Source organism: Brachybacterium sp. sponge, from assembly GCF_001613775.1.
GTDB lineage: Bacteria > Actinomycetota > Actinomycetes > Actinomycetales > Dermabacteraceae > Brachybacterium > Brachybacterium conglomeratum.
On record NZ_LRMP01000004.1, the window covers coordinates 433815 to 459409 of the forward strand.

19 protein-coding genes are annotated in these 25595 nt (G+C 73.8%); 6 read left to right on the forward strand and 13 right to left on the reverse strand.

The features are described from left to right. Positions 1–78: 78 nt before the first annotated feature. From A4A78_RS16495 to dut, 6 genes are all read right to left on the reverse strand, one after another. Positions 79–1956, reverse strand: coding sequence for a 1-deoxy-D-xylulose-5-phosphate synthase (locus A4A78_RS16495; protein ID WP_231881079.1), 1878 nt, complete (start codon positions 1954–1956; stop codon positions 79–81). 383 nt (positions 1957–2339) lie between these two features. Beyond that, a complete protein-coding gene (gene acnA, locus A4A78_RS16500) occupies positions 2340–5123 on the reverse strand; it encodes an aconitate hydratase AcnA (RefSeq protein ID WP_062951095.1) in 2784 nt (927 codons plus the stop codon). 222 nt (positions 5124–5345) lie between these two features. Next, positions 5346–6668 carry a class I SAM-dependent RNA methyltransferase gene (locus A4A78_RS16505; protein ID WP_062951097.1) on the reverse strand — a complete coding sequence of 441 codons (1323 nt, stop codon included), beginning with the start codon at positions 6666–6668 and terminating at the stop codon, positions 5346–5348. 121 nt (positions 6669–6789) lie between these two features. Further along, positions 6790–7611, reverse strand: coding sequence for a DUF3159 domain-containing protein (locus A4A78_RS16510; protein ID WP_062951099.1), 822 nt, complete (start codon positions 7609–7611; stop codon positions 6790–6792). Continuing rightward, positions 7608–8381 (reverse strand): DUF3710 domain-containing protein, encoded by a 774-nt coding sequence (locus tag A4A78_RS16515; RefSeq protein WP_231881080.1) that lies wholly within the window; start codon positions 8379–8381, stop codon positions 7608–7610. The genes A4A78_RS16510 and A4A78_RS16515 overlap by 4 nt, the downstream gene beginning before the upstream one ends. Then, positions 8378–8857: a dUTP diphosphatase gene (gene dut / locus A4A78_RS16520; RefSeq protein WP_062951103.1), complete on the reverse strand. Its 480-nt coding sequence runs from the start codon at positions 8855–8857 to the stop codon at positions 8378–8380. Before dut ends, A4A78_RS16515 begins: the two co-directional genes overlap by 4 nt. Before the next feature lie 74 nt (positions 8858–8931). Between dut and A4A78_RS16525 the strand changes: the two genes are divergently transcribed. Further along, positions 8932–9480, forward strand: coding sequence for a DUF3093 domain-containing protein (locus A4A78_RS16525; RefSeq protein ID WP_231881081.1), 549 nt, complete (start codon positions 8932–8934; stop codon positions 9478–9480). A 151-nt stretch (positions 9481–9631) separates the two neighbouring features. Here A4A78_RS16525 and A4A78_RS16530 read toward each other — a convergent pair whose 3' ends face one another. After that, complete coding sequence (locus A4A78_RS16530) at positions 9632–9934, reverse strand: DUF4193 domain-containing protein (protein ID WP_010550618.1); 303 nt, start codon at positions 9932–9934, stop codon at positions 9632–9634. A gap of 295 nt (positions 9935–10229) precedes the next feature. Between A4A78_RS16530 and sepH the strand changes: the two genes are divergently transcribed. Then, positions 10230–11567, forward strand: coding sequence for a septation protein SepH (gene sepH / locus A4A78_RS16535; protein WP_062951107.1), 1338 nt, complete (start codon positions 10230–10232; stop codon positions 11565–11567). A 60-nt stretch (positions 11568–11627) separates the two neighbouring features. Here sepH and A4A78_RS16540 read toward each other — a convergent pair whose 3' ends face one another. From A4A78_RS16540 to A4A78_RS16550, 3 genes are read right to left on the reverse strand one after another with little or no spacing between them, the layout of a single operon-like run. After that, positions 11628–12761 carry an alkaline phosphatase family protein gene (locus A4A78_RS16540; RefSeq protein WP_062951333.1) on the reverse strand — a complete coding sequence of 378 codons (1134 nt, stop codon included), beginning with the start codon at positions 12759–12761 and terminating at the stop codon, positions 11628–11630. Between the two features lie 17 nt (positions 12762–12778). Continuing rightward, complete coding sequence (locus A4A78_RS16545) at positions 12779–13354, reverse strand: DUF5998 family protein (RefSeq protein WP_053917252.1); 576 nt, start codon at positions 13352–13354, stop codon at positions 12779–12781. A 37-nt stretch (positions 13355–13391) separates the two neighbouring features. Next, the gene (locus tag A4A78_RS16550) at positions 13392–16160 is read right to left on the reverse strand and encodes a GNAT family N-acetyltransferase (protein ID WP_062951112.1); all 2769 of its coding nucleotides are present in this window, start codon (positions 16158–16160) and stop codon (positions 13392–13394) included. Between the two features lie 103 nt (positions 16161–16263). Here A4A78_RS16550 and A4A78_RS16555 point away from each other — a divergent pair, with 103 nt between their 5' ends. The 4 genes from A4A78_RS16555 (at position 16264) to A4A78_RS16570 (ending at position 21525) form a co-directional block, all read left to right on the forward strand. Next, positions 16264–18720, forward strand: a complete 2457-nt coding sequence (locus A4A78_RS16555; protein WP_062951334.1) for a DNA topoisomerase (ATP-hydrolyzing) subunit A — start codon at positions 16264–16266, stop codon at positions 18718–18720. Positions 18721–18723: 3 nt separating this feature from the next. Beyond that, positions 18724–19866 (forward strand): DUF998 domain-containing protein, encoded by a 1143-nt coding sequence (locus A4A78_RS16560; protein ID WP_062951113.1) that lies wholly within the window; start codon positions 18724–18726, stop codon positions 19864–19866. Between the two features lie 20 nt (positions 19867–19886). Then, positions 19887–20780: a D-hexose-6-phosphate mutarotase gene (locus tag A4A78_RS16565; RefSeq protein WP_062951114.1), complete on the forward strand. Its 894-nt coding sequence runs from the start codon at positions 19887–19889 to the stop codon at positions 20778–20780. Positions 20781–21264: 484 nt separating this feature from the next. Then, the gene (locus tag A4A78_RS16570) at positions 21265–21525 is read left to right on the forward strand and encodes a hypothetical protein (RefSeq protein WP_062951115.1); all 261 of its coding nucleotides are present in this window, start codon (positions 21265–21267) and stop codon (positions 21523–21525) included. 153 nt (positions 21526–21678) lie between these two features. Here A4A78_RS16570 and A4A78_RS16575 read toward each other — a convergent pair whose 3' ends face one another. Genes A4A78_RS16575 through A4A78_RS16585 form a run of 3 tightly spaced genes read right to left on the reverse strand, consistent with a single transcriptional unit; the run spans position 21679 to position 25480 of the window. Next, positions 21679–22584 carry a metallophosphoesterase gene (locus A4A78_RS16575; RefSeq protein WP_062951116.1) on the reverse strand — a complete coding sequence of 302 codons (906 nt, stop codon included), beginning with the start codon at positions 22582–22584 and terminating at the stop codon, positions 21679–21681. Then, positions 22581–23366, reverse strand: a complete 786-nt coding sequence (gene hisF, locus A4A78_RS16580; RefSeq protein WP_062951117.1) for an imidazole glycerol phosphate synthase subunit HisF — start codon at positions 23364–23366, stop codon at positions 22581–22583. Before hisF ends, A4A78_RS16575 begins: the two co-directional genes overlap by 4 nt. Then, positions 23363–25480 carry a type IIA DNA topoisomerase subunit B gene (locus A4A78_RS16585; protein ID WP_062951118.1) on the reverse strand — a complete coding sequence of 706 codons (2118 nt, stop codon included), beginning with the start codon at positions 25478–25480 and terminating at the stop codon, positions 23363–23365. Before A4A78_RS16585 ends, hisF begins: the two co-directional genes overlap by 4 nt. Between the last annotated feature and the right edge of the window lie 115 nt (positions 25481–25595).

Below are 25595 nucleotides of genomic sequence, written 5' to 3' on the forward strand. Positions count from 1 at the left end.
GCGGTCAGCGGGGCGGCGGACACCGCGAGTGCGTGCCCGGGCGGTCCGCGACGGTGAGCCTCGGCCCCGATCCCGCTCTCAGCCGAGGAGCTCCTCCAGCGCGGCGGCGATCCCCGGCACGTCCAGGCCCTGGTCGGCGAGGATCGCGTCGCGCTTGCCGTGGGCGAGGAACTCGAGGTCCACGCCCAGGCAGTGCACGACGGGTCCGGGCGTCGCGGGCGTCGCACGGCGGCCGAGCCGCAGCGCGAGCGCGGCACTGATCCCCCGTTCCGCGAGGCCGTCCTCGAGGGTGAGCACGGCGCGGGCGCCGGCGGCGAGGTCCAGCAGCTCCTCGCCCAGCGGCAGCGCCCGGACGGGGTCGAGCACGACCACGTTCGCCGCGGGACGGGACGCCGCGATCTCCCGGGCGGCGGCGAGGGCGCGGTCGGCGAGGGCGCCGACGGAGACCAGGAGCACGTCGATCGGGGCCTCCGCCTCCCCGTGCAGCACGTCGCCGGCGGGCAGCTGGGCCAGCGCCGGGAGCTCCTCGGGGCAGGCGCCCTTGGGGAAGCGGACGATCGAGGGGCCCGCGGTGGCCAGGGCCGCGGGGACCGCCGCATCGAGACGGGCTGCGTCGCGTGGCGCCCAGAGGCTCAGCCCGGGCACCTGTGCGGCGAGGGCGAGGTCCCAGATGCCGTGGTGGCTGGGGCCGTCGTCTCCCGTGATCCCGGCGCGGTCCAGGGTGATCGTCACGTCCTCGCCGTGCAGGGCGAGGTCCAGCAGCAGCTGGTCGTGGGCGCGGTTCAGGAAGGTCGCGTAGAGCGCGACGAGGGGCAGGCGGCCCCCGGCGGACAGGCCCGCGGCGGTGTCCAGCGCGAGCTGCTCGGCGATGCCGACGTCGAGGACGCGCTCGGGCATCTCCTGCTGCATGGGGGTGAGCCCGACGGGGTCGATCATCGCGGCGCTGAGCGCGACCACCCGTTCGTCGGCCCGGGCGGCGTCGAGCACGGCGGCGCCCAGGCGGGCGCTCCAGGTGCGGGCGGCGGGCTTCGTCGCCTCCTCGCCCTGGAGCGAGAAGGGGCCGGTGGCGTGCCAGTGGTCCACCGCGTCGGCCTCGGCGCGGGCGAAGCCGGCGCCCTTGCGGGTGAGGACGTGCAGGACCACGCCGGCGCTGCCAGGGTCCTCCGCGGCCTCGCGGGCGGCGGCGGTCGCGGCCGCGAGCGCGGTGAGGTCGTGGCCGTCGACGGGTCCGAGATAGGTCAGGCCCAGCTGGGTGAAGACGTCCTGTCCGGGCAGCACCTCCCCCGCGCGCAGCGCAGCGAGGTGTCGGGCGAGGCCGCCGACGGTGGGCGCGTAGGAGCGGGTGTTGTCGTTGAGCACGACGACGGTGCGGGAGCCGCGGTCCGCGGCGAGCTCGTTGAGCGCCTCGAGGCCGACGCCGCCGGTGAGCGCGCCGTCCCCGATCACCGCGACGGACACGCCCTGCTCCCCCGCGAGGCGGTGGGCTCGGTCCAGGCCGTGCGCCCAGGCGATCGAGCCGGAGGCGTGGGAGTTCTCCACCAGGTCGTGCTCGGACTCGCCGCGGTCGGGATAGCCGGAGGTGCCGCCGGCGCGGCGGAGCCCCTCGAGGTCGGCGCGTCCGGTGAGCATTTTGTGGACGTAGGCCTGGTGGCCGGTGTCGAAGACGATCGGCTCCGCCGGGGAGCGGAACTCGCGGTGCAGGGCGAGGGTCAGCTCGACCACGCCGAGGTTCGGGCCGAGGTGCCCTCCGCTGACCGCGCAGATCTCGAGGAGGCGGCGGCGCAGGGTGCGGGCGAGGCCCGGGAGCTGTTCCGCGTCCAGGGCGCGCAGCGCCTCGGGGTCCGCGGGGATCGGCACCTCGGACGGGGGCACGGTCGAGTCCGCCGCCGGGCGGGAGGGGGCGGGGTGCGGGCGCCGACGGCTCGGCGCGACGGCGCGCTGCTCAGTGGTGGACACGCACGGTCCTCCCTCGGGGACGGAATCGGGACCTGTTCAGAGTACGTGGTTCTGACCTGCCGCGACGGAAGACATGGTCACATCTGTGCACATCTTCACCGGGGCTTCACCCGACCCCGCCGAGGTGTGCAACGCGGTGCAGACAGCCCGGTCAGGGGTGCGCTCGAGGGGTCTCCGGGACGTGGCGCGCACCCGTGGCCGTCGTTCCCCGCTCGCGCCCCGGGGCGGCCGCCCGGCCGGGCCGGGGCACGGTGGGAGGGGCATCTCAGGACGGGGCACCTCGGGACGGCGCCCGGACCCGACTGCGCCCCGCCGGGCCGGAGCCGGGCGGGGCGCAGCGTGCGCCGGTCACGAGGACCGGACAGCGCGGGAGGGGCCTGCGATCAGGCCGCGACCAGCGAGCGCAGGACGTACTGCAGGATGCCGCCGTTGCGGTAGTACTCCGCCTCGCCGGGAGTGTCGATGCGGACGACCGCATCGAATTCCACGGAGGTGCCGTCCTGCTTGGCGGCGACGACCTTGACCGTCTTCGGGGTGGCGCCCTCGTTCAGCGCGGTGATCCCGGTGAAGGAGAAGGTCTCGGTGCCGTCGATCCCGAGGGACTCGGCGGTCTCGCCGGCGGGGTACTGCAGCGGCAGCACGCCCATGCCGATGAGGTTCGAGCGGTGGATGCGCTCGAAGCTCTCGGCGATGACGACCTGGACGCCGAGGAGCTTGGTGCCCTTGGCGGCCCAGTCGCGGGAGGAGCCGGTGCCGTACTCCTTGCCGGCCAGGACCACGAGCGGGATGTCCTGCTCGGCGTAGGCCTGGGCGGCGTCGTAGATGAACTCCTGCTCGCCGGTCAGGAAGTTCTTCGTGTACCCGCCCTCGACGCCGTCGAGGAGCTGGTTCTTGATGCGGATGTTCGCGAAGGTGCCGCGGATCATGACCTCGTGGTTGCCTCGGCGGGAGCCGTAGGAGTTGAAGTCCTTGCGCGCGACGCCGTGCTCCTGGAGGTACTTGCCTGCCGGGGAGTCGAGCTTGATCGAGCCGGCGGGCGAGATGTGGTCGGTCGTGGTCGAGTCGCCAACCTTGACCAGCACCCGGGCGCCCTCGACGTCGGCGACCGGCGCAGGCTGCGCCTCCATGCCCTCGAAGTACGGGGGCTTGCGCACGTAGGTGGACTCGGAGTCCCACTCGAAGGTCGCGCCCTCGGGGGTCTCCAGGCTCCTCCAACGCTCGTCGCCGGTGAAGACGTCCTTGTAGTCCTCGGTGAACATCTCCTGGGAGATGGACTCGCCGATGACCTTCTCGACCTCGGTCGGGTTCGGCCAGATGTCGCGCAGGTAGACGTCCTGGCCGTCCTTGTCCTGCCCCAGCGGGTCGTTCTCGAAGTCGAAGTCCATCGTGCCCGCGAGCGCGTAGGCGATGACCAGCGGCGGGGAGGCCAGGTAGTTCATCTTCACGTCGGGGTTGATGCGGCCCTCGAAGTTGCGGTTGCCCGAGAGCACCGCGGTGACGGCGAGGTCCTTCTCGGCAATGGCCTCGGAGATCTCCGAGTCCAGCGGGCCCGAGTTGCCGATGCAGGTGGTGCAGCCGTAGCCCACCAGGTGGAAGCCGAGCGCCTCGAGCGCCGGCCAGAGGCCCGCCCGGGTGTAGTAGTTGGTGACGACCTGCGAGCCGGGGGCCATGGAGGTCTTCACCCACGGCTTGGCGACCAGGCCGCGGTCCACCGCGTTCTGGGCGAGCAGGCCGGCGGCCATCATCACCGAGGGGTTCGAGGTGTTGGTGCACGAGGTGATCGAGGCGATCGAGACGATGCCGTGGTCGATCTCGAAGTCCTTGCCCTTGACCTGGACCGGGTCCGAGGCGCGGCCGATCACGTTCTGGCGCTCCGGAGCGTCGCCGCCGGAAGCGTTGTCCGACTCCAGTCCGGCCGGGTCCGAGGCGGGGAAGCTGCCGGCGTCCTCGCCCTCCTCGACCTGATGGCCCTCGCCCGCGTAGGACGGCAGCACCTTGCGGAAGGACTCCTTCGCCTCGGTGAGGACGATGCGGTCCTGGGGGCGCTTGGGGCCGGCGATCGAGGGCACCACGGTGGAGAGGTCCAGCTCGAGGTACTCGGAGTACTCGACCTCCGTCGACGGGTCGTGCCACAGGCCCTGGCGCTTGGCGTAGGCCTCGACGAGGGCGACCTGCTCCTCGGAGCGGCCGGTCAGGCGCAGGTAGTCGGTGGTGACCTCGTCGACCGGGAAGATCGCGACGGTCGAGCCGAACTCGGGGCTCATGTTGCCGATGGTCGCGCGGTTCGCGAGCGGGACCTGGGAGACGCCCTCGCCGTAGAACTCGACGAACTTGCCCACCGCGCCGTGCTGACGAAGCATCTCGGTGATGGTGAGCACGACGTCGGTCGCGGTGGCCGCCGGCGGGATCTCGCCGGTGAGCTTGAAGCCCACCACGCGCGGGATCAGCATGGAGACGGGCTGGCCGAGCATCGCGGCCTCGGCCTCGATGCCGCCGACGCCCCAGCCGAGCACGCCCAGGCCGTTGACCATGGTGGTGTGCGAGTCGGTGCCGACGCAGGAGTCGGGGTAGGCGCGCAGCACCCCGTCCACCTCGCGGGTCATGACGGTGCGGGCCAGGTACTCGATGTTGACCTGGTGGACGATGCCGGTGCCCGGGGGGACGACCTTGAAGTCGTCGAAGGCGGTCTGGCCCCAGCGCAGGAACTGGTAGCGCTCACGGTTGCGCTCGTACTCCAGCTCCATGTTCTGCTCGAGCGCGTCGAGGCGGCCCGCGACGTCGATCATCACGGAGTGGTCGATGACCATCTCCGCGGGGGCGAGCGGGTTGATCCGCTCGGGATCCCCGCCGAGGTCCTGGACGGCCTCGCGCATGGTGGCGAGGTCGACGACGCAGGGGACGCCGGTGAAGTCCTGCATGATCACGCGGGCGGGCGTGAACTGGATCTCGACGGACGGATCGGCCGTCGCGTCCCAGCTCGCGAGCGCACGGACGTGGTCGGCGGTGATGTTCGCCCCGTCCTCGGTGCGCAGCAGGTTCTCGAGCAGGATCTTGAGGCTGTAGGGAAGCTTCTCGGCGCCCTCGACGGCGTCGAGCGCATAGATCTCGTAGTCGGTGCCGCCGACCTCGAGCTTCTGCTTCGCGGCGAATGAGTCGACAGTGCTCATCGGACGCACTCCTTCGGTATGGGTTCGACCCCTCCATCGTAGGCGCGCCTCCCGCTTACGGCAGGAGATCGCGCACCTCGGGGCCCGACGCGGAGGGCGCGGGCCGAGGAGGGGGTGCCGGGCGGATCCCCGGCAAGTATCTTGAAGTCAAGATAAATCATACCACGCAGGACCCCATGGTCCTGACAGGGCGTCATCTGCGCCGGGCGCGTGTCGGTCCGGTCAGCCCGCGGAGCGCTCGAGGACCGCGACGGACTCGATGTGGTGCGTGTGCGGGAAGAGGTCGAAGGCGCGCAGGTCCTTGACCTGCCATCCCTTGCCCTCGATCGCGGCGAGGTCGCGGGCGAGGGTGGCGGGCTCGCAGGAGACGTACACGATGCGCTGGCGCACGGCGCCGGCGAGCAGCCCCATCAGCTCGACGCCCGCCCCGGCGCGCGGCGGATCCAGGACCACCGCGTCGACCCCGCCGCGGCGTGCGCGCACCCAGTCGGTGACATCGGCCGTGGCGGTGGAGACCTGCGGGAGGTCCTCGAGGTTCTGGGCGGCCAGCTGGGAGGCGCGGCGGTTGCCCTCGACGGAGACGACCGAGCCGCCCGTGCCCACCTGCTCCGCGGCGACCGCGGCGAAGACGCCGACGCCGCCGTAGAGGTCCCAGGCGCTGCCGCCCCGCGGGGCGTGCAGGGCGGAGTCGACGACCTCGGTGAGCAGCTCCGCGGCCCGGCGGTGGGACTGCCAGAAGCCGGTGGCGCTGACGGTGAACATCCGCTCGCCCAGGCGCTCGTGGACGGTGCCGTCGCCGCGCAGCGGGACGAGACCGCGGGCGGTGCGGACCGCGACGTCGGCGTCGCCCCAGCTCTCCGGGATCTCGATCGCCTCGGGATCCAGGTCGCGGCCGATCAGCACCACCGAGGCCGGACCGGCCGAGGGGGCCACGGCGTCGACGGCCTCGGTGCCCTCGGGGGCGGTCCACTCCCCCAGGCGCAGCGCGCGCACCGCGGGGGCCGACAGGGGATCCTCGCCCACGGGACGCACCTCGTGCGAGCGCCAGCCGCGCATCCCGACCTCCCCGTCGGGGCCGACGGCGTAGCGCACGCGGGTGCGCCAGCCGAGCCCGTCGGCGTCGTGCGGGGCGGGTTCGACCTGCACCTGCTCGATCGGGAAGCTCGTCACCCCGGCGCGGCGCAGCAGCTCCTGCATGACCTCGCTCGCGATGCGGCGCTGGGCCGGCAGGGCGATGTGCGCCCATTCGGCGCCGCCGACGCCGTCGACGCCGGCCTCCTCCCACACCGTGGGGACGCGGTCGGGACCGGCCTCGAGCACGTCGAGCGCCTCGGCGCGCCAGAAGCGGGCATCGGCCTTCGCCTGGGGGTCTTCGAGGAGCCGGGCGGTGACGGTCTCCCCCGGTGCGGTGCCGCGCACGAAGACGACCCGGCCCTCGTGGCGGGCCACGAAGGTGCCGCCGGCCGCGGGAGGGCCGGCGGTGACCGTGAGGACTCGGCCGCCGGGGGCGGGGCTGCTCGGCGCGCTGTCGGCATCGGGGGTCATCGGACCACTCTCCTCCACTCCGGGTCCGAGTTCGGCTCGGACGGCGGCAGAACTCTCGGCGGGCACATCGTGCACCATCATCTCATCCAGTGGACGGTGCGCTGACCGCGCCGGTCGGGGCTCAGCGGAGGCCGCGGCGGGCGAGCAGCCCGCGGTGCATGAGCCAGACGAGATAGGCGATCACCGCGAAGGCCGGCAGGCCCATGGCGATCTTCGCCGCGCCGAGCGCCGCGACCTGGCCGGTCAGCAGCAGCGGGAGCTGCACGGCGAGCTTGGCCGCGTACAGCCCCGCGAACAGTAGGGTCGCGCGGGTGTAGACGCGGCGGCCGTCCTCGTGCTCGCGCCAGTCCGAGACCCGCGGGTCCAGCAGCGCGACGACCACGCCGACCAGCGGGTGCCGCAGGGCGAGGGAGAGCAGGAGCACGGCCAGCGAGACGGCGTTGGTGACGATGCCCGGCCAGTAGAAGTCGGACCCCTCCCCGGAGCGGACCGCGAGGACCGCGCCGAGCGCGACCCCGATCAGCCCGCCGATCACGGTCGAGGGGCTCTGGCGCTGGACGAGGCGCACCACCAGCATCACCACGACGGCCGCGACCGCGGCGCCCGCGGCGAGGCCCACGGCGCCCGTGGCGACGAAGAGCACGACGAACAGCAGCGTCGGCAGCACCGACTCCACGATCCCGCGGCGCCCGCCGATCGCGTCGGCGACGGAGAACTCCTCCTCCTGGAGCACGGCGCCGAGGCCGCTGCGGGTCGATCCCTCGCCGACAGCGGGCTCTCCCGCGGGCTGCTGGTTCGACGGGGGCGCGTCCTGCGCGCCGGTCCCGGGAGCAGGCGCGGCGTCGGAGCCGCCGCGCGGCGTGGGGCCGGCAGCTGGCGCGGGGGCGGAGGGCGAGTCGGCCGGGTCCCGTCGGGGCCGGCCGCCGGCGCGGTGGGTGCTCATCCGATCTCGGTGATCTCCGGACCGCGGGCGAGCGGGTCCAGCGGGCCGGAGCGGATCTGGTTGAGGCCCGGACGCTCGCCGGGCAGGTGCAGGGGGATCAGCTCCTGCGGCGCCATCGCCTCCGCGCCGCGCACGACGACCAGGCGGGAGACGAGCGTCTCGAAGCGGCGCGCCTGCTCGGGGTCGGCCAGCGCCTTGCCGGAGAGGACCGCGCGCAGCAGCCAGCGCCGCCCGTCGACGCCCATGAAGCGCGCGGGACGGTAGGCGGTGCGCCCGTCGGCCCGCTTGACCGGCATGCGCGCGATCAGCTCGGTCCCGAAGGCGCCCGGCCGGGTCTCGGCGGTGCCGCCCTGCTTGACCACGGACTCGCGCAGCCTGCCCCGCACCTCCTCCCAGATCCCGCGGGACTTGGGGGCCGCGAAGGCCTGGACCTGCAGCGAGGAGCCCTCGATGACGAGGTTCGCGCCGGTCACGGCGTTCGTGCGCTGGTCGACCTCCATCCGCAGCTCCATGCCGTCGATGGCGGGGACCAGCAGGCCGCCGAGGTCGATGCGGTCCTCGTCGGGCGCATCGGCCTCGTCGTAGGGCCCGTCCTCGAGATGGTCCCCGCGTGCGGGGGCCTCCGGCTCGTCCTCGGGGAGGGCGTCGTCGGCCGCGCCCTCGTCCTCCGGGGCCTCGTCCTGCTCGGGCGAGTCGAGGTCCAGGGCGTCGAGGCCCTCGATCTCCTCCGGCTCCTGCCGCTTCCTGCGGGAGAACAGTCCCATGGTCATCCCTCCTGGTGGTGTGCGCCGTCGAAGCCGCCGCTGGAGCCGAACCCTGCGGTGGACCGGTCCGTCTGCTCGAGGTCGTCGACCTCCTGCAGCACGGGGGCCAGGAACGGCACCACCACGAGCTGGGCGATCCGGTCGCCGACGTGGAGGGGGAAGTCCTCCGTCGGATCGGTGTTGTGCAGCGCGACCTTGAGCGGTCCGCGATAGCCGGCGTCCACGATACCGGGGCCGTTGAGGACCGTGACGCCGTGCTTCGCGGCGAGGCCCGAACGGGGGCAGACGAGTCCCACGGTGCCGGGCGGGAGGGCGACGGCGAGGCCGGTGTCGACCAGGGCGCGGCCGCCCGCGGGGATCACGAGCTCCTCGGCGCTGGCGAGGTCGAGGCCGGCGTCGTCGGCGTGTGCGCGGTGCGGGAGCGGGGTCTCGCCGGTGCGGCGGATCCGCAGCGGCGCGCTGGTGTCGGGATCGGCAGACATGACGCCAGGGTAGGCGCTCCGGCGGCGTCCTCCGCGCACCGGGGGCCCAGGGAGTGCGTGAGACCATGGTGGGCATGTCCGCCTCCGCCGTTCCCCCCGCCGCCGAGTCCCCGTCCGAGCGGTCCGCCGCCGGTGCGGCCCCCGCCTCCGGGAGCGGCGCCGGGACACCTCTCCACCGCGAGCACCTCCTGCCCGGGGTCGGCGCCTGGGTGATCGGCGTCGCCATCGGTGCGGCGCTCGGGCTCGTCATCGTGCCCCTGCACCTCGGCGCGGCGATCGCGCTGTCGGCGGTCTCCATCGTGATCGCGATCGTGCTGCTGATCTCCTACTCCCCCGTGCTGGAGGTCTCGGACGGCCGGTTCCGCCTGGGTCGCGCCCGGATCGACGTGACGGAGCTGGGCGAGCCGCAGGTGCTGCGCGGCGAGGAGTGGGCGCTCACGATCGGTCAGGACTTCGAGCCGCTGGCCCACCACGAGGTGCGCGGCTGGACGCGCAGCGGGATCCGCGTCCCGGTGCTGGATCCGGAGGACCCGACCACCGCGTGGGTCGGCTCGACCCGGCGCCCCGAGGACCTCGCCCTCGCTCTGCGCACCGCCCAGCAGCAGGCGCGGCGCGCGGCCTGACCGGCGGCGCCGTCCACGTCCTCGCCGGTGACGCGCCACGGCCCGGCCGGACGCGACCGGTCCGGGAACGACGAACGGCACCTCCCGATCGGGAGGTGCCGTTCCTGCTGTCGGGGTGCTCCCCCTGTGCTGACCCGCGCTCGCGCGCACGTCAGGCCGCCGCGCACTCCTTGCAGATGATGAGCGTGCCCTCGACATGGTCGATCTGGCTGCGGTGCTTCACGAGGAAGCAGCTGGCGCACGTGAACTCGTCCGCCTGGCGGGGCAGCACGCGCACGGACAGCTCCTCGCCCGAGAGGTCGGCGCCCGGGAGCTCGTAGGAGTCGGCCGCCTCGGCCTCGTCCTCGTCGACCGTGGGGGTCGCCGCCTCGTTCCGTCGGCCCTTCAGCTCCTCGATGGAGTCGTCGTTCGACTCGTCGTCGTTCTTGCGCGGGGCGTCGTAATCAGTGGCCATCTACGGTCCGTTCCTGGTTGTCTGCGGGGTCGTACGACCTGGGTGTGGGCATGTCCGCGCCGGTGCGGCCACTAGGGACCGCATCCGACCGGTCCGGGTCCCAACGCTGAATGCGGCGGCATTATTGCAGAGGCACCCGTGAGCGGCAACACGACGTCCCCGCCCCGTCGGCGTCCGGTGCCGACGGCCCGGGCGCGTCCGGCGCGCACCCAGGCGTCGCACTGTAGGGTCACGGCCTAGACTGTGCCTGCGAGCGACCAGGCTCCGAGACCAGGCTCGGACGGAGAGGACGACGATGCGCGAGCTCGATCTCGACGGGATCCACGACGACGGGGAGCATCTGCTCCTGGTCGACTCCGACGGCGATCGGTACACCCTGCGGATCGACCGCGCACTGCGCGCCGCGGTGCGCTCGGACCGTCCCGCGCTGAACATGATCCAGGCGGCCGACGCGACCCCGCTGCGCCCCAAGGAGATCCAGGCGATGCTCCGCGCCGGCCGCAGCGCGGAGGAGATCTCGGAGACCTCCGAGATCCCCCTCGAGCACGTCCGCCGCTACGAGGGGCCGGTGCTCGCCGAGCGCGAGTGGACCGCCCAGCGGGCGCGCACCTTCCCCGTCGGCCGCGGAGGCCCTGCTCTCCAGGAGGTCGTCGCCGAGCGGCTCGCCGCCCGCGAGGCGACCGGCGAGAGCGCCTGGGACGCCTGGCGGCGCCCCGACGGCACCTGGACCCTCGAGCTGACCTTCTCCGCCGGCGGTCGCACCCGGCAGGCCCACTGGGCCGCCGATGTCGAGACCCGCTCCGTCTCCCCGCTGGACGACGAGGCCCGCTGGATCAGCGACGAGGACGCCCCGCCGGAGCCGAGCCGCGGCCGGGGCCGGCTCCAGGCCGTGAAGTCCTCCGTGTACGACCTCGAGGCCGACGGCTCGCTCGAGGGCGAGTCGCCCCGCGCCCGCACCTGGCCGCCCCGCCGTCCGGTGGCGGACGAGCACCCCTCCGCGCTCGAGGACAGCGAGCTCGACGCGCTCAACGCCCGTCGGGGGATGCGCTCCGTGCCCCGCCCCGACGACTCCGCGACCGTCTGGTCGGGGCTCGACGAGACCGTCGAGGAGCCCGGCGACGACGGCACCGAGGCGCAGGGCTCCGACCTCGCGGCCGATCCCGACCCGCGCACCGATCCCGCGCGTCCCGTCGCGCCGTTGCTCTCGGGCCCGGCCGCGGCCGGAGCGGACGCCGCGGCCGACGGGTCCCCCGCCGACCACGACCCGGACGCGGAGGCCCTGCGGGAGCACTCCTCGGCGCCGGAGGAGCAGGACGGGCAGGGCGCCGACGAGGAGCTCGCCGCCGAGGACCCCTCGGACTCCCCGAGCGCGCAGGACGGCGCCGAGGACCCGGCCGAGGAGACCGCCGACGAGACGGACGACGAGCCCCAGGGGCCCGAGATCCAGTACCAGGACACCGTGGACCTCACGCCGCTGCCCGGCTTCGACGACGCCTCCGCCGCCGCGCGCGGCGAGGGCTCCGGCGAGTCCGAGGAGCCCGCGAAGCCGTCCCGGAAGTCCTCCCGATCGAAGAGCAAGCGCGCCTCGATGCCCAGCTGGGACGAGATCGTCTTCGGCTCCCGGAACGACTGACCCGGATCCCGGGACCGCCGAGGGCGGCCCTGCCCGCCCGGCATCGCGCCGCGGCAGGGCTCAGCTGATCGCACGCAGCAGCGGCACGACCGCCTCCGCCGAGGTGAGCGATCCGTGCACCCCGATCATCGACCGGGCCGTCTCGGGGCGGCGTGAGAAGTCGTCGACGCCCCAGCGTCCGCGGGCGAGGACGAGCACGTCCGCGATCCGTCCCCGGACGTGCGCGGGGATCGCCGTGGCGGGTGGGGCGAGCAGCCCCGAGGCGAGCACCTGCTCCCGGGTGAGGACCAGGGCGCGCTCCCCCATCAGCTCCCGCATCCGCTCGGCGAGCTCCTCGGCGGCGCCGTCGCCCGGCACCGCGTGCAGGGCGAGCGCCCTCGCCTCCCCCGTCACCTCCTCGACCAGGGACTGGACCGCCGGCTCCTCGGCGAGGTCGACGGTGTGCGCGGCGGAAGTGTCGACCATCCCGTGATCGGCGGTGAGGTGGACGCGGGTCCCCCGGGGGACCCGTCGCAGCAGCGTGCCGATCAGCGCGTCGACCTCGGCGAGCGCGGTGCGCCACGGCTCGGAGTCGATGCCGTGCGCATGGCCCGCGTGGTCCACGTCGTCCACGTGCAGGTGCACCAGCGCGTCCGGGCCGCCGCGGTGCAGCGCGGTGCGCACCGCCTCGACGCGGTCCCCGCGCCCCTGGGCGAGGAACTCCCAGCCGCGATAGGCGACGCCGCTGAGATGGGAGCGGGCGTGCTTGGCGGGGGCGACCTGCACGGCGCGGCGTGCCCCGGCCTCCACGGGGGTCGCCAGCGGCATCCAGGCGTGGGGGTCCAGGCCCGGGGCGCCGGTCAGCTGGTTGACGGCGCGGCGGCCCGCGGGATCGAAGCCGAGATAGCCCAGCACCCCGTGCTCGAGCGGTGCGAGCCCCGTGTGCAGGGAGACCATCGCGCTCGCGGTCGTCGACGGGGTGACCGTGCGGATCCGCTCGACGGAGCCCTCGAGGCGCCTCAGCGTCGGGGTGAGCGCCCGGTGCTCGGCCAGCAGGTCCGCGCCGACGCCGTCGAGCAGCACCACCAGGTCCCGTCCCTCCTCGGGGGCGGAGGCGAGGGGGGCGAGCACGTCCAGCAGGCCCGGGCGCTCCCCCGCGGCGAAGGGCGGGGCCAGCAGGTCCCCGGGCCAGTCGGGCAGGAAGGGGTCGTCCATCTCGGCCATGCTCCGGCTCAGGCCCCGAGGTCGTCGATCGCCTCGAGGAGACGGTCGTGGAAGGCGAGCGCCTCCTCGACCGCGGCCTCGCCGTCGGCCAGGGCGCTGACCCGCAGCGCGAGGTCCGCGGGGGCGGAGCTGCCGGTGTAGCCGTGGTCCGCCTGGCAGGTGGGGTCGCCGCAGTCGGCCGGCTCGAGGTCGAGGCGACGGCTGCCGTCCCAGGTCACTCCGAGGGTGATCTCGGACTCGCGGCCCGTGGCGAGCTGCCCGTCGGTGTCGAAGACCTGGGACAGGCCCGTCGAGGTGATGCGGCGCAGACGCACCCGCTCGGTGGTGGAGACGACCTGGCTGGGGTTCAGCGCGTCCGCGGGGTCGTCGTCGAGATGGGTGATCAGCAGGTGCGTCGCGGTGAGCACGACGACGGTGAGGTGCCGTCGCACCTCGGGGCCGTCGAAGGTGGTCTCGGCACGCACGAGGTGCGTGAGCACGGCCGCTCCGCGCAGGGAGCGCTCGATGCTGCGGGAGGCGGCCTGGGGGAAGTACCCGGCGGTCTCGAGGTCCTTCCGGAGGTCGGCGGGCAGAGCGGTGGTCATCGCCCCAGTCTCCCACGCGGCGGACGCCGCACGATCCTCAGGCACCGGGCGGCCCGGACAGCGTGCGGCGCGCCCCGTCGGTGCGGTTCGGCGCGGGGGCGAGCCGTGCTCCTGCCCCGACCACGGTGAGGCCGTGCTGGGCGACCAGCACCGGGTACAGCTCGAGGAAGGCGAGCTCGGGCAGGTCCTCGGCGAGGAGGCCCACCCGCACCACCAGGTCGGCGAGCGCGTCGCGGTCCGCGGGCGGCAGCCCCCGGGTGCCGCGAAGCTTGACGGCGCTGGCGGGGGCGTCGACGAGCCGGTGCGCACCGGCCTCGCTGAAGGGCGGGATCGCATAGGCGATGTCGTCCAGGAGGTCGGTCGCGTCCCCCGCCACGGACAGGGAGAGTACCGGCCCCAGGGAGGGGTCCTCGACGCTGCGCACCACCATCGGCACCCCGGCCGGCGCCATCGCCTGCACCTCGAGCGGTGCGGAGGAGTAGGAGAGGTCCTTGCGCATGGCCTGCACCGCATGGCGCAGCTGGACGGCGTCGGGGATCCCCAGGCGCACCCCGCCGAGGTCCGCACGGTGGCGCAGCACGGGGTCGGTGCTCTTCAGCGCGACGGGATATCCGATCTCGGCGGCGCGGGCGAGCGCCTCGTCCTCGTCGGCGACGCGTCGGCCCTGCAGCAGCTGGATGCCGTAGGCGGCCAGGAGCGCGGCGACGTACTCTCCCCCGACCTCGACCTCGACCTCGGCGCCGGTGCCGGCGCCGGCGCGGCCCCCGGGGGCCGACGGGCTCCCCGCGCCGGTGAGGTCCCCCAGGAGCCGCTCGGCGATCTCTCGCGCCGCGACGCGGTCCACGTCCTCGCGCCGGGCCGGCTCCTCGTCGTCGGCCGCGGGTCGCAGCGCCGCCTCGAGCAGGCCGGAGGCGGCGCGGACGACGGCGAAGGGGGTGGCGTGCACCGGCGGGAGCTGCGGGTCGACGCGCACCCGGCCGCGCAGCGCGTCGAAGCGGTCGCTGCCGGTGACCACGCACACCAGCAGCACCACCTCGGAGTGGCGGGCGACGATCGCCATCTGGCGCAGCACCTCCTCGGCGTCCTCGCCCTGCGCGTCGAGCACCCCGGCGATCACGAGGTCCACCTCGCCCAGCGCCGCCATCGTGGTGAAGGCGCGCTGGATCAGACGCGGGTCGGGCGAGAGGGGGACGGAGCGGTTGTCTGCCACGATGCGCAGCCCGGCGCGATCCGCGGCGCCGCGCAGCGAGGCGCCGAGCGCCGCGGTGTTGGAGAGGATCCCGACCCGCGGCCCGAGCGGGAGGCCCTGGCGCTCGATGCCGTCCACGACGTCCAGGAGGTGGTCGACTCCCCCGGTCTGCACGACCCCGGCGGAGTCGAGCACCTGGTCCAGGGCGCGCCGAGGCAGCGTCGAGCGGCGCACGTCATGGCCGGGCGGCAGATGGGACTCGCTGCCGGGCGGGCGCAGCACGATCAGCGGGGTGCGGCGGGTCAGGCGCCGGGCGATCCGGGTGAACTTGCGCGGGTTGCCCATCGACTCCATGGCCAGCCCGATCACGCCCACCTCCTCGTCGTCCTCCCAGTGCTGGAGGGTGTCGTTGAGGGAGACGTCGGCGCGGTTGCCCACGCCCACGAACTCGTGCAGGCCGATCCCGCGGGCATCGGTGCCGGCCAGGAGCATCGCGGCGAGCGCGCTGGACTGCCCGGCGAGCGCGGCCCGCCCCGCGCGCGGCATGTGCGGGGCGAGGGAGAGGTTGAGCGGCGAGTCGCCGGTGCGCAGCATGCCGAGGGATCCCGGGCCCAGCAGCCGCATGCCGTGGCGTCGGATCCGCGCCACCAGCTCGCGCTGGAGGCTCCCGCCGTGCTCGCTGTCGGCGAATCCCTCGGTGGGGATCACGACGCTGCGCACCCCGATCTCGGCGCACTCCTCGACCGCGTCGAGGCAGGCCTCGGGGCGCAGCGCGATCACGGCGAGGTCGACGGGTCCGGGGACCTCGGAGATCCGCGCCCAGGCGCGTCGGCCCCGCAGCTCGAGCGCCTCGCGGGAGACGAGGTGGACGGTTCCCGGGTAGCCGGATTCCTCCAGCGCGGTGAGGAAGCGGCCGCCGACGGAATCGCGGTGGGAGGAGACCCCCACCAGGAGCACGGACTCGGGGTGGAGCAGCCGCTCCATGGCGCGCGCCTCGGCGCGGTGCTCCCGCTCCGCCATCACCGCGAGGGACCGGGCGGTGGGGTCGATCCGGAAGGACACCATGACCACCCCGTCGTCGAGGGTGCGGTCGACGTCGAAGCCCGCCTCGGTGAAGACCTTGATCATCTTCGTGTTCTGCGGGAGCACCTCGGCGGTGAACACGTCGATGCCCTGCTCCCGCGCGGCGGCCGCGAGGTGCTCGAGCAGCACGGACCCCAGTCCCGAGCCCTGCCGGGAGTCGGCGACGTTGAAGGCGACCTCCGCCGAGCGCGGGGAAGTCCGGTCGTAGCGGCCGACGGCGACGATGTCCTCCCCCACCAGCACGACGAAGGCGACCCGGTCGCGATGGTCCACGGTGGTGAAGCGGGTCAGGTCCCGCTCGGACAGCCGCGGCATCGGCGCGAAGAACCGCAGGTACCGCGAGTGCTCGGACTGGCGCTGGTGGAAGGCCTGGAGCGCCTCGGCGTCCTCGGGCAGGATCGGCCGCAGGTGCGCCGCCGAGCCGTCGCGCAGCGCGATGTCCGCCTCCCAGTGCGCGGGATAGGCCGGGCCGGCGTCGGTGCCGCCCCGGGCACGTCGTCGCAGGGACCGCAGGCCGTCGCGTCTGTCCGCCATGGCGCGATCCTAGTCCGGCAGCGGCGGCTGTTGACGGGATTCACGTCCCGTCGGGCGCACGGGATCCCAGGATCATGGCCGGTCATGCGCCATGATGTCCTCCATGGCCCGATCACGCAGCACCGCACCGCCCGCAGGGGACGACGCCGTCGACGAGACCATCGTCGACATCGACGTCACCAGCGAGATGGAGTCCTCGTTCCTCGAGTACGCCTACTCCGTGATCTACTCCCGGGCGCTGCCCGATGCGCGCGACGGCCTCAAGCCCGTCCAGCGCCGCATCCTCTACATGATGGCGGAGATGGGCCTGCGCCCCGAGAAGGGGCACGTCAAGAGCCAGCGCGTGGTCGGCGAGGTGATGGGCAAGCTCCACCCCCACGGCGACACCGCGATCTACGACGCGCTGGTGCGCATGGCGCAGGGCTTCAACATGCGCCTGCCGCTGGTGGACGGGCACGGCAACTTCGGCTCCCTGGACAACGGCCCGGCGGCGGCCCGGTACACCGAGGCGCGCCTGGCGAAGGCCGCGCTGCTCATGACGGACTCGCTGGACGAGGACGTCGTGGACATGGTCCCGAACTACGACAACCAGCTCACCCAGCCCGAGGTGCTCCCCGCGCAGTACCCGAACCTCCTGGTCAACGGCGCTTCCGGCATCGCCGTCGGCATGGCCACGAACATGGCGCCGCACAACCTGGTCGAGACGATCGCCGCGGCCCGCCATCTCATCGAGAACCCGGAGGCTGATCTCGAGGAGCTGATGCGCTTCGTGCCCGGCCCGGATCTGCCCACGGGCGGTCGGATCGTGGGCCTGGACGGGATCCGGGACGCCTACCGCACCGGTCGCGGCTCCTTCAAGATGCGGGCCACCACCCGGATCGAGAACGTCACCTCGCGCCGCAAGGGCATCGTCGTCACCGAGCTGCCCTACCAGGTCGGCCCCGAGCGCCTCGCCGAGAAGCTGCGCGACGCGGTGCAGTCCAAGAAGGTCACCGGCATCACCGACTACCAGGACCTCACCGACCGCCACCACGGCATGCGGCTCGTGCTCACGGTGAAGTCCGGCTTCGAGCCCGAGGCGGTGCTCGAGCAGCTCTACCGCTTCACCCCGCTGGAGGAGTCCTTCGGCATCAACAACGTCGCCCTGGTCGACGGGCAGCCCCGCACGATGGGCCTCAAGCAGCTGCTGGAGGTGTTCGTCGCCCATCGGCTGGCCGTGGTGCGGCGCCGCACCGAGCACCGCCTGGGCAAGCGCAGGGCGCGCCTGCACCTGGTCGAGGGCCTGCTGCTGGCGATCCTCGACATCGACGAGGTCATCCAGATCGTGCGCCAGAGCGACGACGCGGAGACCGCCCGCACCCGCCTGATGCAGGTCTTCGACCTCACCCAGGTGCAGGCCGAGTACATCCTCGAGCTGCGCCTGCGCCGCCTGACGAAGTTCTCGCAGATCGACCTCGAGGCGGAGCGGGACGAGCTGCGGGCCGAGATCGAGCATCTCGAAGAAATTCTGCGATCCGAAGACATCCTGCGCCGCCTGGTCTCCGACGAGCTGGCCGCCGTCGGGGCCGAGCACGGGGACGCGCGCCGCACGGTGCTGCTCGAGTCCGCCTCCGCCCCGGCGCCGAAGGCGGGCGCCTCCCTCGAGGTCGCCGACGAGCCCTGCGGCGTGCACCTGACCGGCACGGGGCTGATCGCCCGGGTCTCCGGGGAGGGGCCGCTGCTGCGGGAGGGCCCGCGGGGCGCGCACGACGTGATCGTCTCCTCGGTGCGCAGCACCACCCGCGCCGAGGTGGGCGTGGTGACCGATCGCGGACGGGTGCTGCGCCTGTCCGTCGTGGACCTGCCGAACCTCGCCCCGACCGCCTCAGCGCCCTCCCTCGCCGGCGGCACGCGCCTGGTCGATCTCCTCGAGCTCGACAGGGAGGAGCGCCCGCTGGGCCTGATCCGCCTGGCCGAGGCGGACATCGCCCGCGGCGGCGCGATCGCGCTGGGCACCCGCCAGGGCGTGGTCAAGCGGGTCCAGCTCGACTTCCCCCGCACCGACGGCTTCGAGATCATCTCGCTGAAGGACGGCGACGCCGTCGTCGGCGTCGTGGACCTCGAGGACGACGCGGACCTCGACCTCGTCTTCGTCACGACCGACGCGCAGCTGCTGCACTTCCCCTCCTCCGGCGTGCGCCCCCAGGGCCGCGGAGCGGGCGGCGTGGCCGGGATCAAGCTCGCGGGTGATGCGCAGGTGCTGTCCTTCGGCGTGATCGACGTGACCGCGCCCGCGGACGTCGTCACCGTTGCGGGCAGCTCCTCGACGCTTCCGCTGCTGCAGACCGGCTCGCTCAAGGTCTCCTCGCTGACGGAGTTCCCGGCGAAGGGCCGCTCCACCGCCGGCATGCGCTGCCATCGCTTCCTGCGCGGCGAGGACTCCCTCATCGGCGCGTGGGTGGTGCCGCATCCGGCCCGCGCCTCCTCCGAGGCGGGCCAGCCGATCGACCTTCCCGAGCCCACCGGTCGACGCGACGGCTCCGGCACCCCCGTCCCGGTGCCGATCGCCGCGGTCGGCTGATCCGTGGCCGCCCCCGCCGCGCACCGGGCGACCGGGGCGACCCGCGCCGAGAACGCGCATGTCGCGCTCGGGGTCGCCGGCGCGCTCGTCGGCCTCGTGGTGGGTCTGATCGCGCTGCAGGGCACCGCGGCCCTGTCGGGGACCGGGTCGATCGGCCAGGTCGCAGCGCTCTCCGTGGCCGGCTGCGGGACCGCGACCTCGGTGCTGGTGCTCGTCACGGACCGGGTGCGCACGATGCCCTGGTTCGGCTCCCGGCCGCTCTGGCGGCGCGCCCTGGACGTGGTGGGGCTCTCGCTCATCCACGGCCTGCTGGGCCTGTTCCTCACCGGGGCGCTGTTCGCGGTGTTCCAGCAGGCCTTCCAGGGCGTGGCGCTGGACCGCTTCGCCGGCACCTTCTGGGTCGCGGCCGCCAGCGGCGGCGGCGCCTACATCGCCTCCTCCTCGCTGACGGCGCTGACCGGCCGCTCGCTCGCGACGCTGCTGGCCGCCTTCCTCACCGTCGGCGTGCTCGCCAGCGCGCTGAGCGCCCCGGACCCGTACTGGTGGGAGCGCTACTTCTCCGAGCTCGGCGAGGGGACCGGGGCCTCCAGCACGATCTTCAACCTCACCCTGCTGCTGACGGGCATCGCCCTGCTGACGGTGGTGGAGTTCATCGCGCACGATCTCGACCGGTGGGCCCGCGCCACGGGCGAGGACCATCGCGCGGTGACCGCGGTGCGGGTGATGCTCACCCTCGTCGGCGTGCTCCTCGCGCTCGTCGCGCTGGTCTCGCGGAGCGTGAGCGTGCTCTGGCACGACGTCGTCGCCCAGTCGCTGGTGGTGGTGTTCGCTCTGACGCTGCTGGTGCTGCCGGTGCTGCTGCGCCGCCTGCCCGGGGCACTGATCGGCTTCACCGCCGGCGCCTTCGCCCTGCTGATGATGGTGGTCGTGCTCTACGCCGGGGTGGGCTACCTGAACTTCACGGCCTTCGAGATGGGGGCGGCGGTGATCGTGTTCGTCTGGCTGCTGCTGCTGATCCGCACGGTCTCGGCCGCCGCGGAGGGCCTGCCCGAGGACGGCGCCGGGGCCGGGACCGCGGGTGCCCCGCAGGAGGGTCCTGCCGCGATGCCCGGCCCCGAGGACGAGGAGCCCGGCGTCTCCTCCTGAGGGCGTGGGACGATAGGCCCATGAGCACCGATCCCCAGTCCCCCGCCGTCCAGGACCCCACGGCGGCCGCCGTCCCGCTCCCGGAGGGCGTCTCCCTCGGCACCGCGCACGGCGTCGATGCCGTCCTGGTCGACACCCCCGCAGCGACCGGCGTGCTCCTGCTCGACGGCGCGCAGCTGACCAGCTGGGTCCCCGCCGGCGGGCAGGACCTGCTGTGGATGAGCCCGAGCTCCGAGTTCGGGCCCGGCGTCGCCGTCCGCGGCGGCGTGCCCCTGGTCGGCCCCTGGTTCGGGCCCGGCCGCGATCTCGCGCGCACGGTGAAGCACGGCTGGCTGCGGAACATCCGCTGGGAGCTCGCCTCCGCCCGCCGCGAGGGCGACGACGTCGAGATCACCCTCGCCACCCCCGAGGACGCGGTCGCGCTGCGCGGCGAGGCCGTCTTCCGCCTCGGCGCGCAGCTGGACGTGGACCTCAGCCTGACCGCCGGCTCGCGGCCGGTCGAGCTCGAGGCGGCGCTGCACACCTATCTCGCCGTCGGCGACGTGCGCGAGATCGAGATCCTCGGCCTCGAGGGCGCCGCCTATCTCGACAACACGCGGGACCTCGCCGCGGACGTGCTGCCGGAGGAGCCGCTGCGCCTGACCGCCTCCACCGACCGGATCACCGAGGCGACCGGCGAGGTGACGGTCGTGGACCCGGTGCTCGGCCGACGCCTCGTCTCCACCCCGCGCGGCACCTCCCGCACCGTGGTGTGGAACCCCTGGGACACCCTGGTGACGGGGATGGCGGACATCCCCGATGCGGACTGGCCCCGCTTCGTCTGCCTCGAGCCCGCCGTCGCCAAGGACGGCTTCGTCGCGCTCGAGCCCGGCGCCTCCCACCGCCTCGGCGTCACCTACCGCATCGAGGGCTGAGCGCGGCTCCTCCCCGCGTCGGGAGCTCTCCAGGGCCCGGTCGTCCCCAGCGGACGGCCGGGCCCTCGCCTGTTCGGCCGCCGGCCGCCGGGTCCCTGCGGTTTATTCGCTGGCCCCGCCTGTCGCGGGATGGTGGACTGTGGTCATGGAGATGCACACGACCTCGACCCCGGCCCTGACGGGTCCGCGCGCGTCGACGCTCGGCACCACGGCATCCCTCCTCCGCCCAGGCGGAGCGGTCACGGCGTCCGCCGCGTCCCACGGGGGCCGTGCCCCCGTCGACCCTGCCCGCGGCACCTGCTGACGCCGACCCGCTCCTGACCCGCCCTGCCGCTCGCCGCCGCGCGAGCGCGCCCCGGTGCGCCCCCCCGCGCCGCGAGCCGCACACGGCCCGGCCCGCACCCTCACCCCGCCGCTCGGCGGACAGCATCTGTCCGCCCGCGGCGGCAGACTCGACCACGTCCCTGTTCCCAGGAGGAACGCCATGTCCACTCTCCAGCTCCCCACCACCAGGCCCTCGACGGTCCAGGATCTCCCCGTCCAGGACCTCCCCCAGCTCGTCGACGCCGCCGTCGCCGATCCCGCCCGGGACCGGCAGCTCGACCGGCAGCTGCGCGGCGTGCTCGCCGAGCTCCGCGCGCGGCGGCGGAGGCGCCGGGCGCTCGAGGCCGAGCGCGCCCGCCGCGAGCACGAGCGCACCGCCGAGCACGCGCTGCTCCTGTTCGGCCAGCTCCACGTGCGCTGATCCCCGGCCCCTCGGGGCCCCGCCGCGCGGCCCGTTCGGCTCCCGTGCCGGGCGGGCCGCCGCGCGTCCCGGGATCTCGCGGCCCAGGACGGGCGCGGCGCGGGCGGTCGCTGCCGGCCCGGAGCCGCAGCGCGCGGTCCGGTCCCTGGCGGCTCAGCCCTGCGGGGTCTCCTGCACGAGATCGACGACGATGAGCTCGCGCGGGTTGTTCACCCGCACGCCGACGACGCTGTTGCCGAGCCCGCGGCTGATCACCATGGCGGTGTCCCCCTGGCGGTGCACGCCCTCGGTGAGCGCCGGGAACCATCCCTGGTGCGGGGCGAAGAGCGGACCGATCAGCGGCAGCCGCACCTGCCCGCCGTGCGCATGCCCCGAGAGGACGACGTCCGCACCGTGATCGGCGTACTGGGCGAGGAACTCGGGGCGATGGGCGAGCAGCACCGTCGGGCCCGGGGCGGACTCGAGCGCGAGCCGGTCCAGCACCGCGGCGGGCTGGGCCGGGGTGCGTCCGTCGACCACGGCGACCCGTCGGTCCTCGAGCCCCGCGACCGTCACCTCGGTGCCGCGGATCTCGAGGCTCGTCACCTCGTCGCGCAGGATCGTGACCCCCGCGTCCTCGAGCCCCGCCAGCAGCTCCTCGCGCAGGGCGGAGTCGCCCTCGTGGTTGCCGAGCACGAAGAAGGTGGGGGCGACGGCGCTGAGGTGCTCGGCGAGGTCCAGGACGGGGCCGAGTTCGGTGGTGCGCATGTCGATCAGGTCGCCGGTGAGCGCGACGAGATCGACGTCCCGCTGCTCGATCTCGGCGGCGAGCCGGTCCTGGAAGTCACCGTGGTCGGCGGCGTGCAGGTCGGAGACGTGCGCGATGCGCAGCCCGCCCTCCGGGGTCGCGGCGACCTCGACCGCCTGCTCGGTGACCACGAGGCGACGGTTGTCCCAGAGCAGCCAGCCGGCACCGAGCAGCAGCACGAGCGCCGCGACGAGCGCGCCGACGACCAGGCGCTGACCCCGGGCGCGGCCGGTCCCGGCGCGCCGCGGGGCGACGGACAGCGGGGCGCTCACCGCACGGTGATGCCGTCGGCCGCCATCGCGGCCTTCGCCTCGCCGATCGTCATCTCCTGGAAGTGAAACACGCTCGCGGCGAGCACGGCGTCAGCCCCGGCGTGGACGGCGGGGGCGAAATGCTCGGGCCGTCCGGCGCCGCCCGAGGCGATCAGCGGCAGGCTCGTCGCCTCGCGGGCGAGGGTGATCAGCTCGAGGTCGAAGCCGTCCTTGGTGCCGTCGGCGTCCATCGAGTTCAGCAGAATCTCCCCCGCGCCGCGCTCGGTGACCTCACGGATCCACCCGATCGCGTCGATGCCGGTGCCGCGACGGCCGCCGTGCGTGGTGACCTCGAAGCCTGAGCCGGTGCGAGCGGTGCCCTCGGGGGTCTCGTCGGTGACGCGGCGGGCGTCGATCGAGAGGACCAGCACCTGGTTCCCGAACCGGCGGGAGATCTCGGAGATGACGTCCGGACGGGAGATCGCGGCGGTGTTCACGCCGCACTTGTCGGCGCCGGCGCGCAGCAGCTGGTCGACGTCCTCGGCGGAGCGCACCCCGCCGCCGACGGTCAGCGGGATGAACACCTGCTCGGCGGTGCGGCGCACGACCTCGATCATCGTCTCCCGGCCGCCGGAGGAGGCGGTGACGTCGAGGAAGGTGAGCTCGTCGGCGCCCTCGGCGCCGTAGCGCGCCGCGAGCTCGACGGGGTCCCCGGCGTCCCGCAGGTCCTTGAAGTTCACGCCCTTGACGACGCGGCCCGCGTCGACGTCCAGGCACGGGATCACACGGACGGCGACACTCATGCGTCGATCCTCTCCAGGTCGAGCTCTTCGGCTCCTTCGATGATGAACTGCTTGCGCGGCGCGACCTCGGAGCCCATCAGCAGCTCGAAGACGGAGCTAGCGGCCTCGGCGTCCTCGATCCGCACCCGCCGCAGCATGCGGTGCCGCGGGTCCATGGTGGTGTCCGCGAGCTGATCGGCGTCCATCTCGCCCAGGCCCTTGTAGCGTTGGATCGGCTCCTTGAACTTCTTGCCGCGGCGCTCGAGGTTCTTCAGCAGCTTGTGCAGCTCGGCCTCGGAGTAGGTGTAGACCAGCTCGTTCTTCTTCGAGCCGCCGTGGATGATCTCGACCCGGTGCAGCGGAGGGACCGCCGCGTAGACGCGGCCCGCCTCGACCAGGGGGCGCATGTAGCGGTGGAAGAGGGTCAGCAGCAGGGTGCGGATGTGGGCGCCGTCCACGTCGGCGTCGGTCATCATGATGATCTTGCCGTAGCGGGCGGCCTCGAGGTCGAAGGTGCGCCCGGAGCCGGCGCCGATCACCTGGATGATGTTCGCGCACTCGGCGTTCTTGAGCATGTCCGTGATGGACGCCTTCTGCACGTTGAGGATCTTGCCGCGGATGGGCAGCAGCGCCTGGAACTCGGAGGAGCGGGCGTTCTTCGCCGTGCCGAGCGCGCTGTCGCCCTCGACGATGAACAGCTCGGAGCGGTCGACGTCGTGGGTGCGGCAGTCCGCGAGCTTGGTCGGCATCGTGGAGGACTCCAGCGCGTTCTTGCGCCGCGAGACCTCCTTGTGCATGCGCGCCGCGATGCGCGCCCGCATCTCGGAGACGACCTTGTCGACGACGAGCGCCGCCTGCTCCTTCTCCCCCTTCTTCGTGGAGGTGAGGAAGTCGGTGAGGCGGTCCTCGACGACCTTCGCGACGATCTGGCGGATCGCGGGGGTGCCGAGGACCTCCTTGGTCTGGCCCTCGAACTGCGGCTCGTCGATGCGGACGCTCACCACGGCGGTGAGGCCGGCGAGGGTGTCGTCCTTCTCGATCTTCTCGTTCTTCGCGTTGAACTTCACGCGGCGGGCCTGGTTCTCGACCTGCTTGCGGATCGTCTTGACCAGCGCCTGCTCGAAGCCGGTGACGTGCGTGCCGCCCTTGGGGGTCGCCACGATGTTCACGAAGGAGCGCAGCGTCGAGTCGAAGTCGGAGCCCCAGCGCAGGGCGATGTCGACCTCGCAGGTGCGCGCGACGTCGGTGGAGACCATGTGCCCGTTCTTGTCGAGGACCGGGATCGTCTCGGTGTAGTCGCCCGAGCCCTGGAGGCGGATCACGTCGGTGATCTTCTGGTCCTGGGCGAGGTACTCGACGAACTCGCTGATGCCGCCGTCGTACTTGAAGGTGCGGGTGGCGGGCTGGTCGGGGTTCGCCTCGGGGCGGTGGTCGGTGACCGAGAGCTGCAGGCCCGGGACGAGGAAGGCGGTCTGCCGGGAGCGGCGGGTGAGGTCGTCCAGGGAGAAGTGGGAGCCCTTGACGAAGATCTGCGGATCGGCCCAGTAGCGCACACGGGTGCCGGTCACGCCGCGCTTGGCCTTGCCGACCACGCGCAGCTCGCCGGGGCCGTCGGCCGGGGTGAACCCGGACTCCGGCGAGGGCTCGCCCTCGTCGGCGAAGACGCCGGGCACGCCGCGCTGGAAGCTCATCGCGTAGGTCTTCCCGCCGCGGTCCACCTCCACGTCGAGGCGGGCCGAGAGCGCGTTGACGACGCTCGCGCCGACGCCGTGCAGACCGCCGGAGGCGGCGTAGGAGCCGCCGCCGAACTTCCCGCCCGCGTGGAGCTTGGTGTAGACGACCTCGACGCCGGTGAGGCCGGTGCGGGGCTCGACGTCCACCGGGACACCGCGGCCGGTGTCGCGCACCTCGACGGAGTGATCGGGGTGCAGGATCACTGCGATCGACTCGCCGTATCCGCCGAGCGCCTCGTCGACGGCGTTGTCCAGGATCTCCCAGAGGCAGTGCATGAGGCCCCGGGAGTCGGTGGAGCCGATGTACATGCCGGGACGCTTGCGCACGGCCTCGAGGCCCTCGAGGACCTGGAGGTTGCGGGCGTCGTAGGCGGACTTCTTCGCGGCGGTGGTGGTGGACACCCTCCGGATCTTACGACGAACGACGCCGCGAACAGCGCATCCGCCGCTCGCGGTGCGCGGCGGCGCGGTCCGGCTCACAAGGCTTTGCGCCCCTGGCGAACCAGGGCTGTGGACG

Excerpts from the sequence above, each read along its gene's own strand:
- acnA (WP_062951095.1), bottom strand. The coding sequence starts at position 5,123 with ATGAGCACTGTCGACTCATTCGCCGCGAAGCAGAAGCTCGAGGTCGGC.
- A4A78_RS16505 (WP_062951097.1), bottom strand. The coding sequence starts at position 6,668 with ATGACCCCCGATGCCGACAGCGCGCCGAGCAGCCCCGCCCCCGGCGGC.
- A4A78_RS16510 (WP_062951099.1), bottom strand. The coding sequence starts at position 7,611 with ATGAGCACCCACCGCGCCGGCGGCCGGCCCCGACGGGACCCGGCCGAC.
- A4A78_RS16515 (WP_231881080.1), bottom strand. The coding sequence starts at position 8,381 with ATGACCATGGGACTGTTCTCCCGCAGGAAGCGGCAGGAGCCGGAGGAG.
- dut (WP_062951103.1), bottom strand. The coding sequence starts at position 8,857 with ATGTCTGCCGATCCCGACACCAGCGCGCCGCTGCGGATCCGCCGCACC.
- A4A78_RS16525 (WP_231881081.1), top strand. The coding sequence starts at position 8,932 with ATGTCCGCCTCCGCCGTTCCCCCCGCCGCCGAGTCCCCGTCCGAGCGG.
- A4A78_RS16530 (WP_010550618.1), bottom strand. The coding sequence starts at position 9,934 with ATGGCCACTGATTACGACGCCCCGCGCAAGAACGACGACGAGTCGAAC.
- sepH (WP_062951107.1), top strand. The coding sequence starts at position 10,230 with ATGCGCGAGCTCGATCTCGACGGGATCCACGACGACGGGGAGCATCTG.
- A4A78_RS16540 (WP_062951333.1), bottom strand. The coding sequence starts at position 12,761 with ATGGACGACCCCTTCCTGCCCGACTGGCCCGGGGACCTGCTGGCCCCG.
- A4A78_RS16545 (WP_053917252.1), bottom strand. The coding sequence starts at position 13,354 with ATGACCACCGCTCTGCCCGCCGACCTCCGGAAGGACCTCGAGACCGCC.
- A4A78_RS16550 (WP_062951112.1), bottom strand. The coding sequence starts at position 16,160 with ATGGCGGACAGACGCGACGGCCTGCGGTCCCTGCGACGACGTGCCCGG.
- A4A78_RS16555 (WP_062951334.1), top strand. The coding sequence starts at position 16,264 with ATGGCCCGATCACGCAGCACCGCACCGCCCGCAGGGGACGACGCCGTC.
- A4A78_RS16565 (WP_062951114.1), top strand. The coding sequence starts at position 19,887 with ATGAGCACCGATCCCCAGTCCCCCGCCGTCCAGGACCCCACGGCGGCC.
- A4A78_RS16570 (WP_062951115.1), top strand. The coding sequence starts at position 21,265 with ATGTCCACTCTCCAGCTCCCCACCACCAGGCCCTCGACGGTCCAGGAT.
- hisF (WP_062951117.1), bottom strand. The coding sequence starts at position 23,366 with ATGAGTGTCGCCGTCCGTGTGATCCCGTGCCTGGACGTCGACGCGGGC.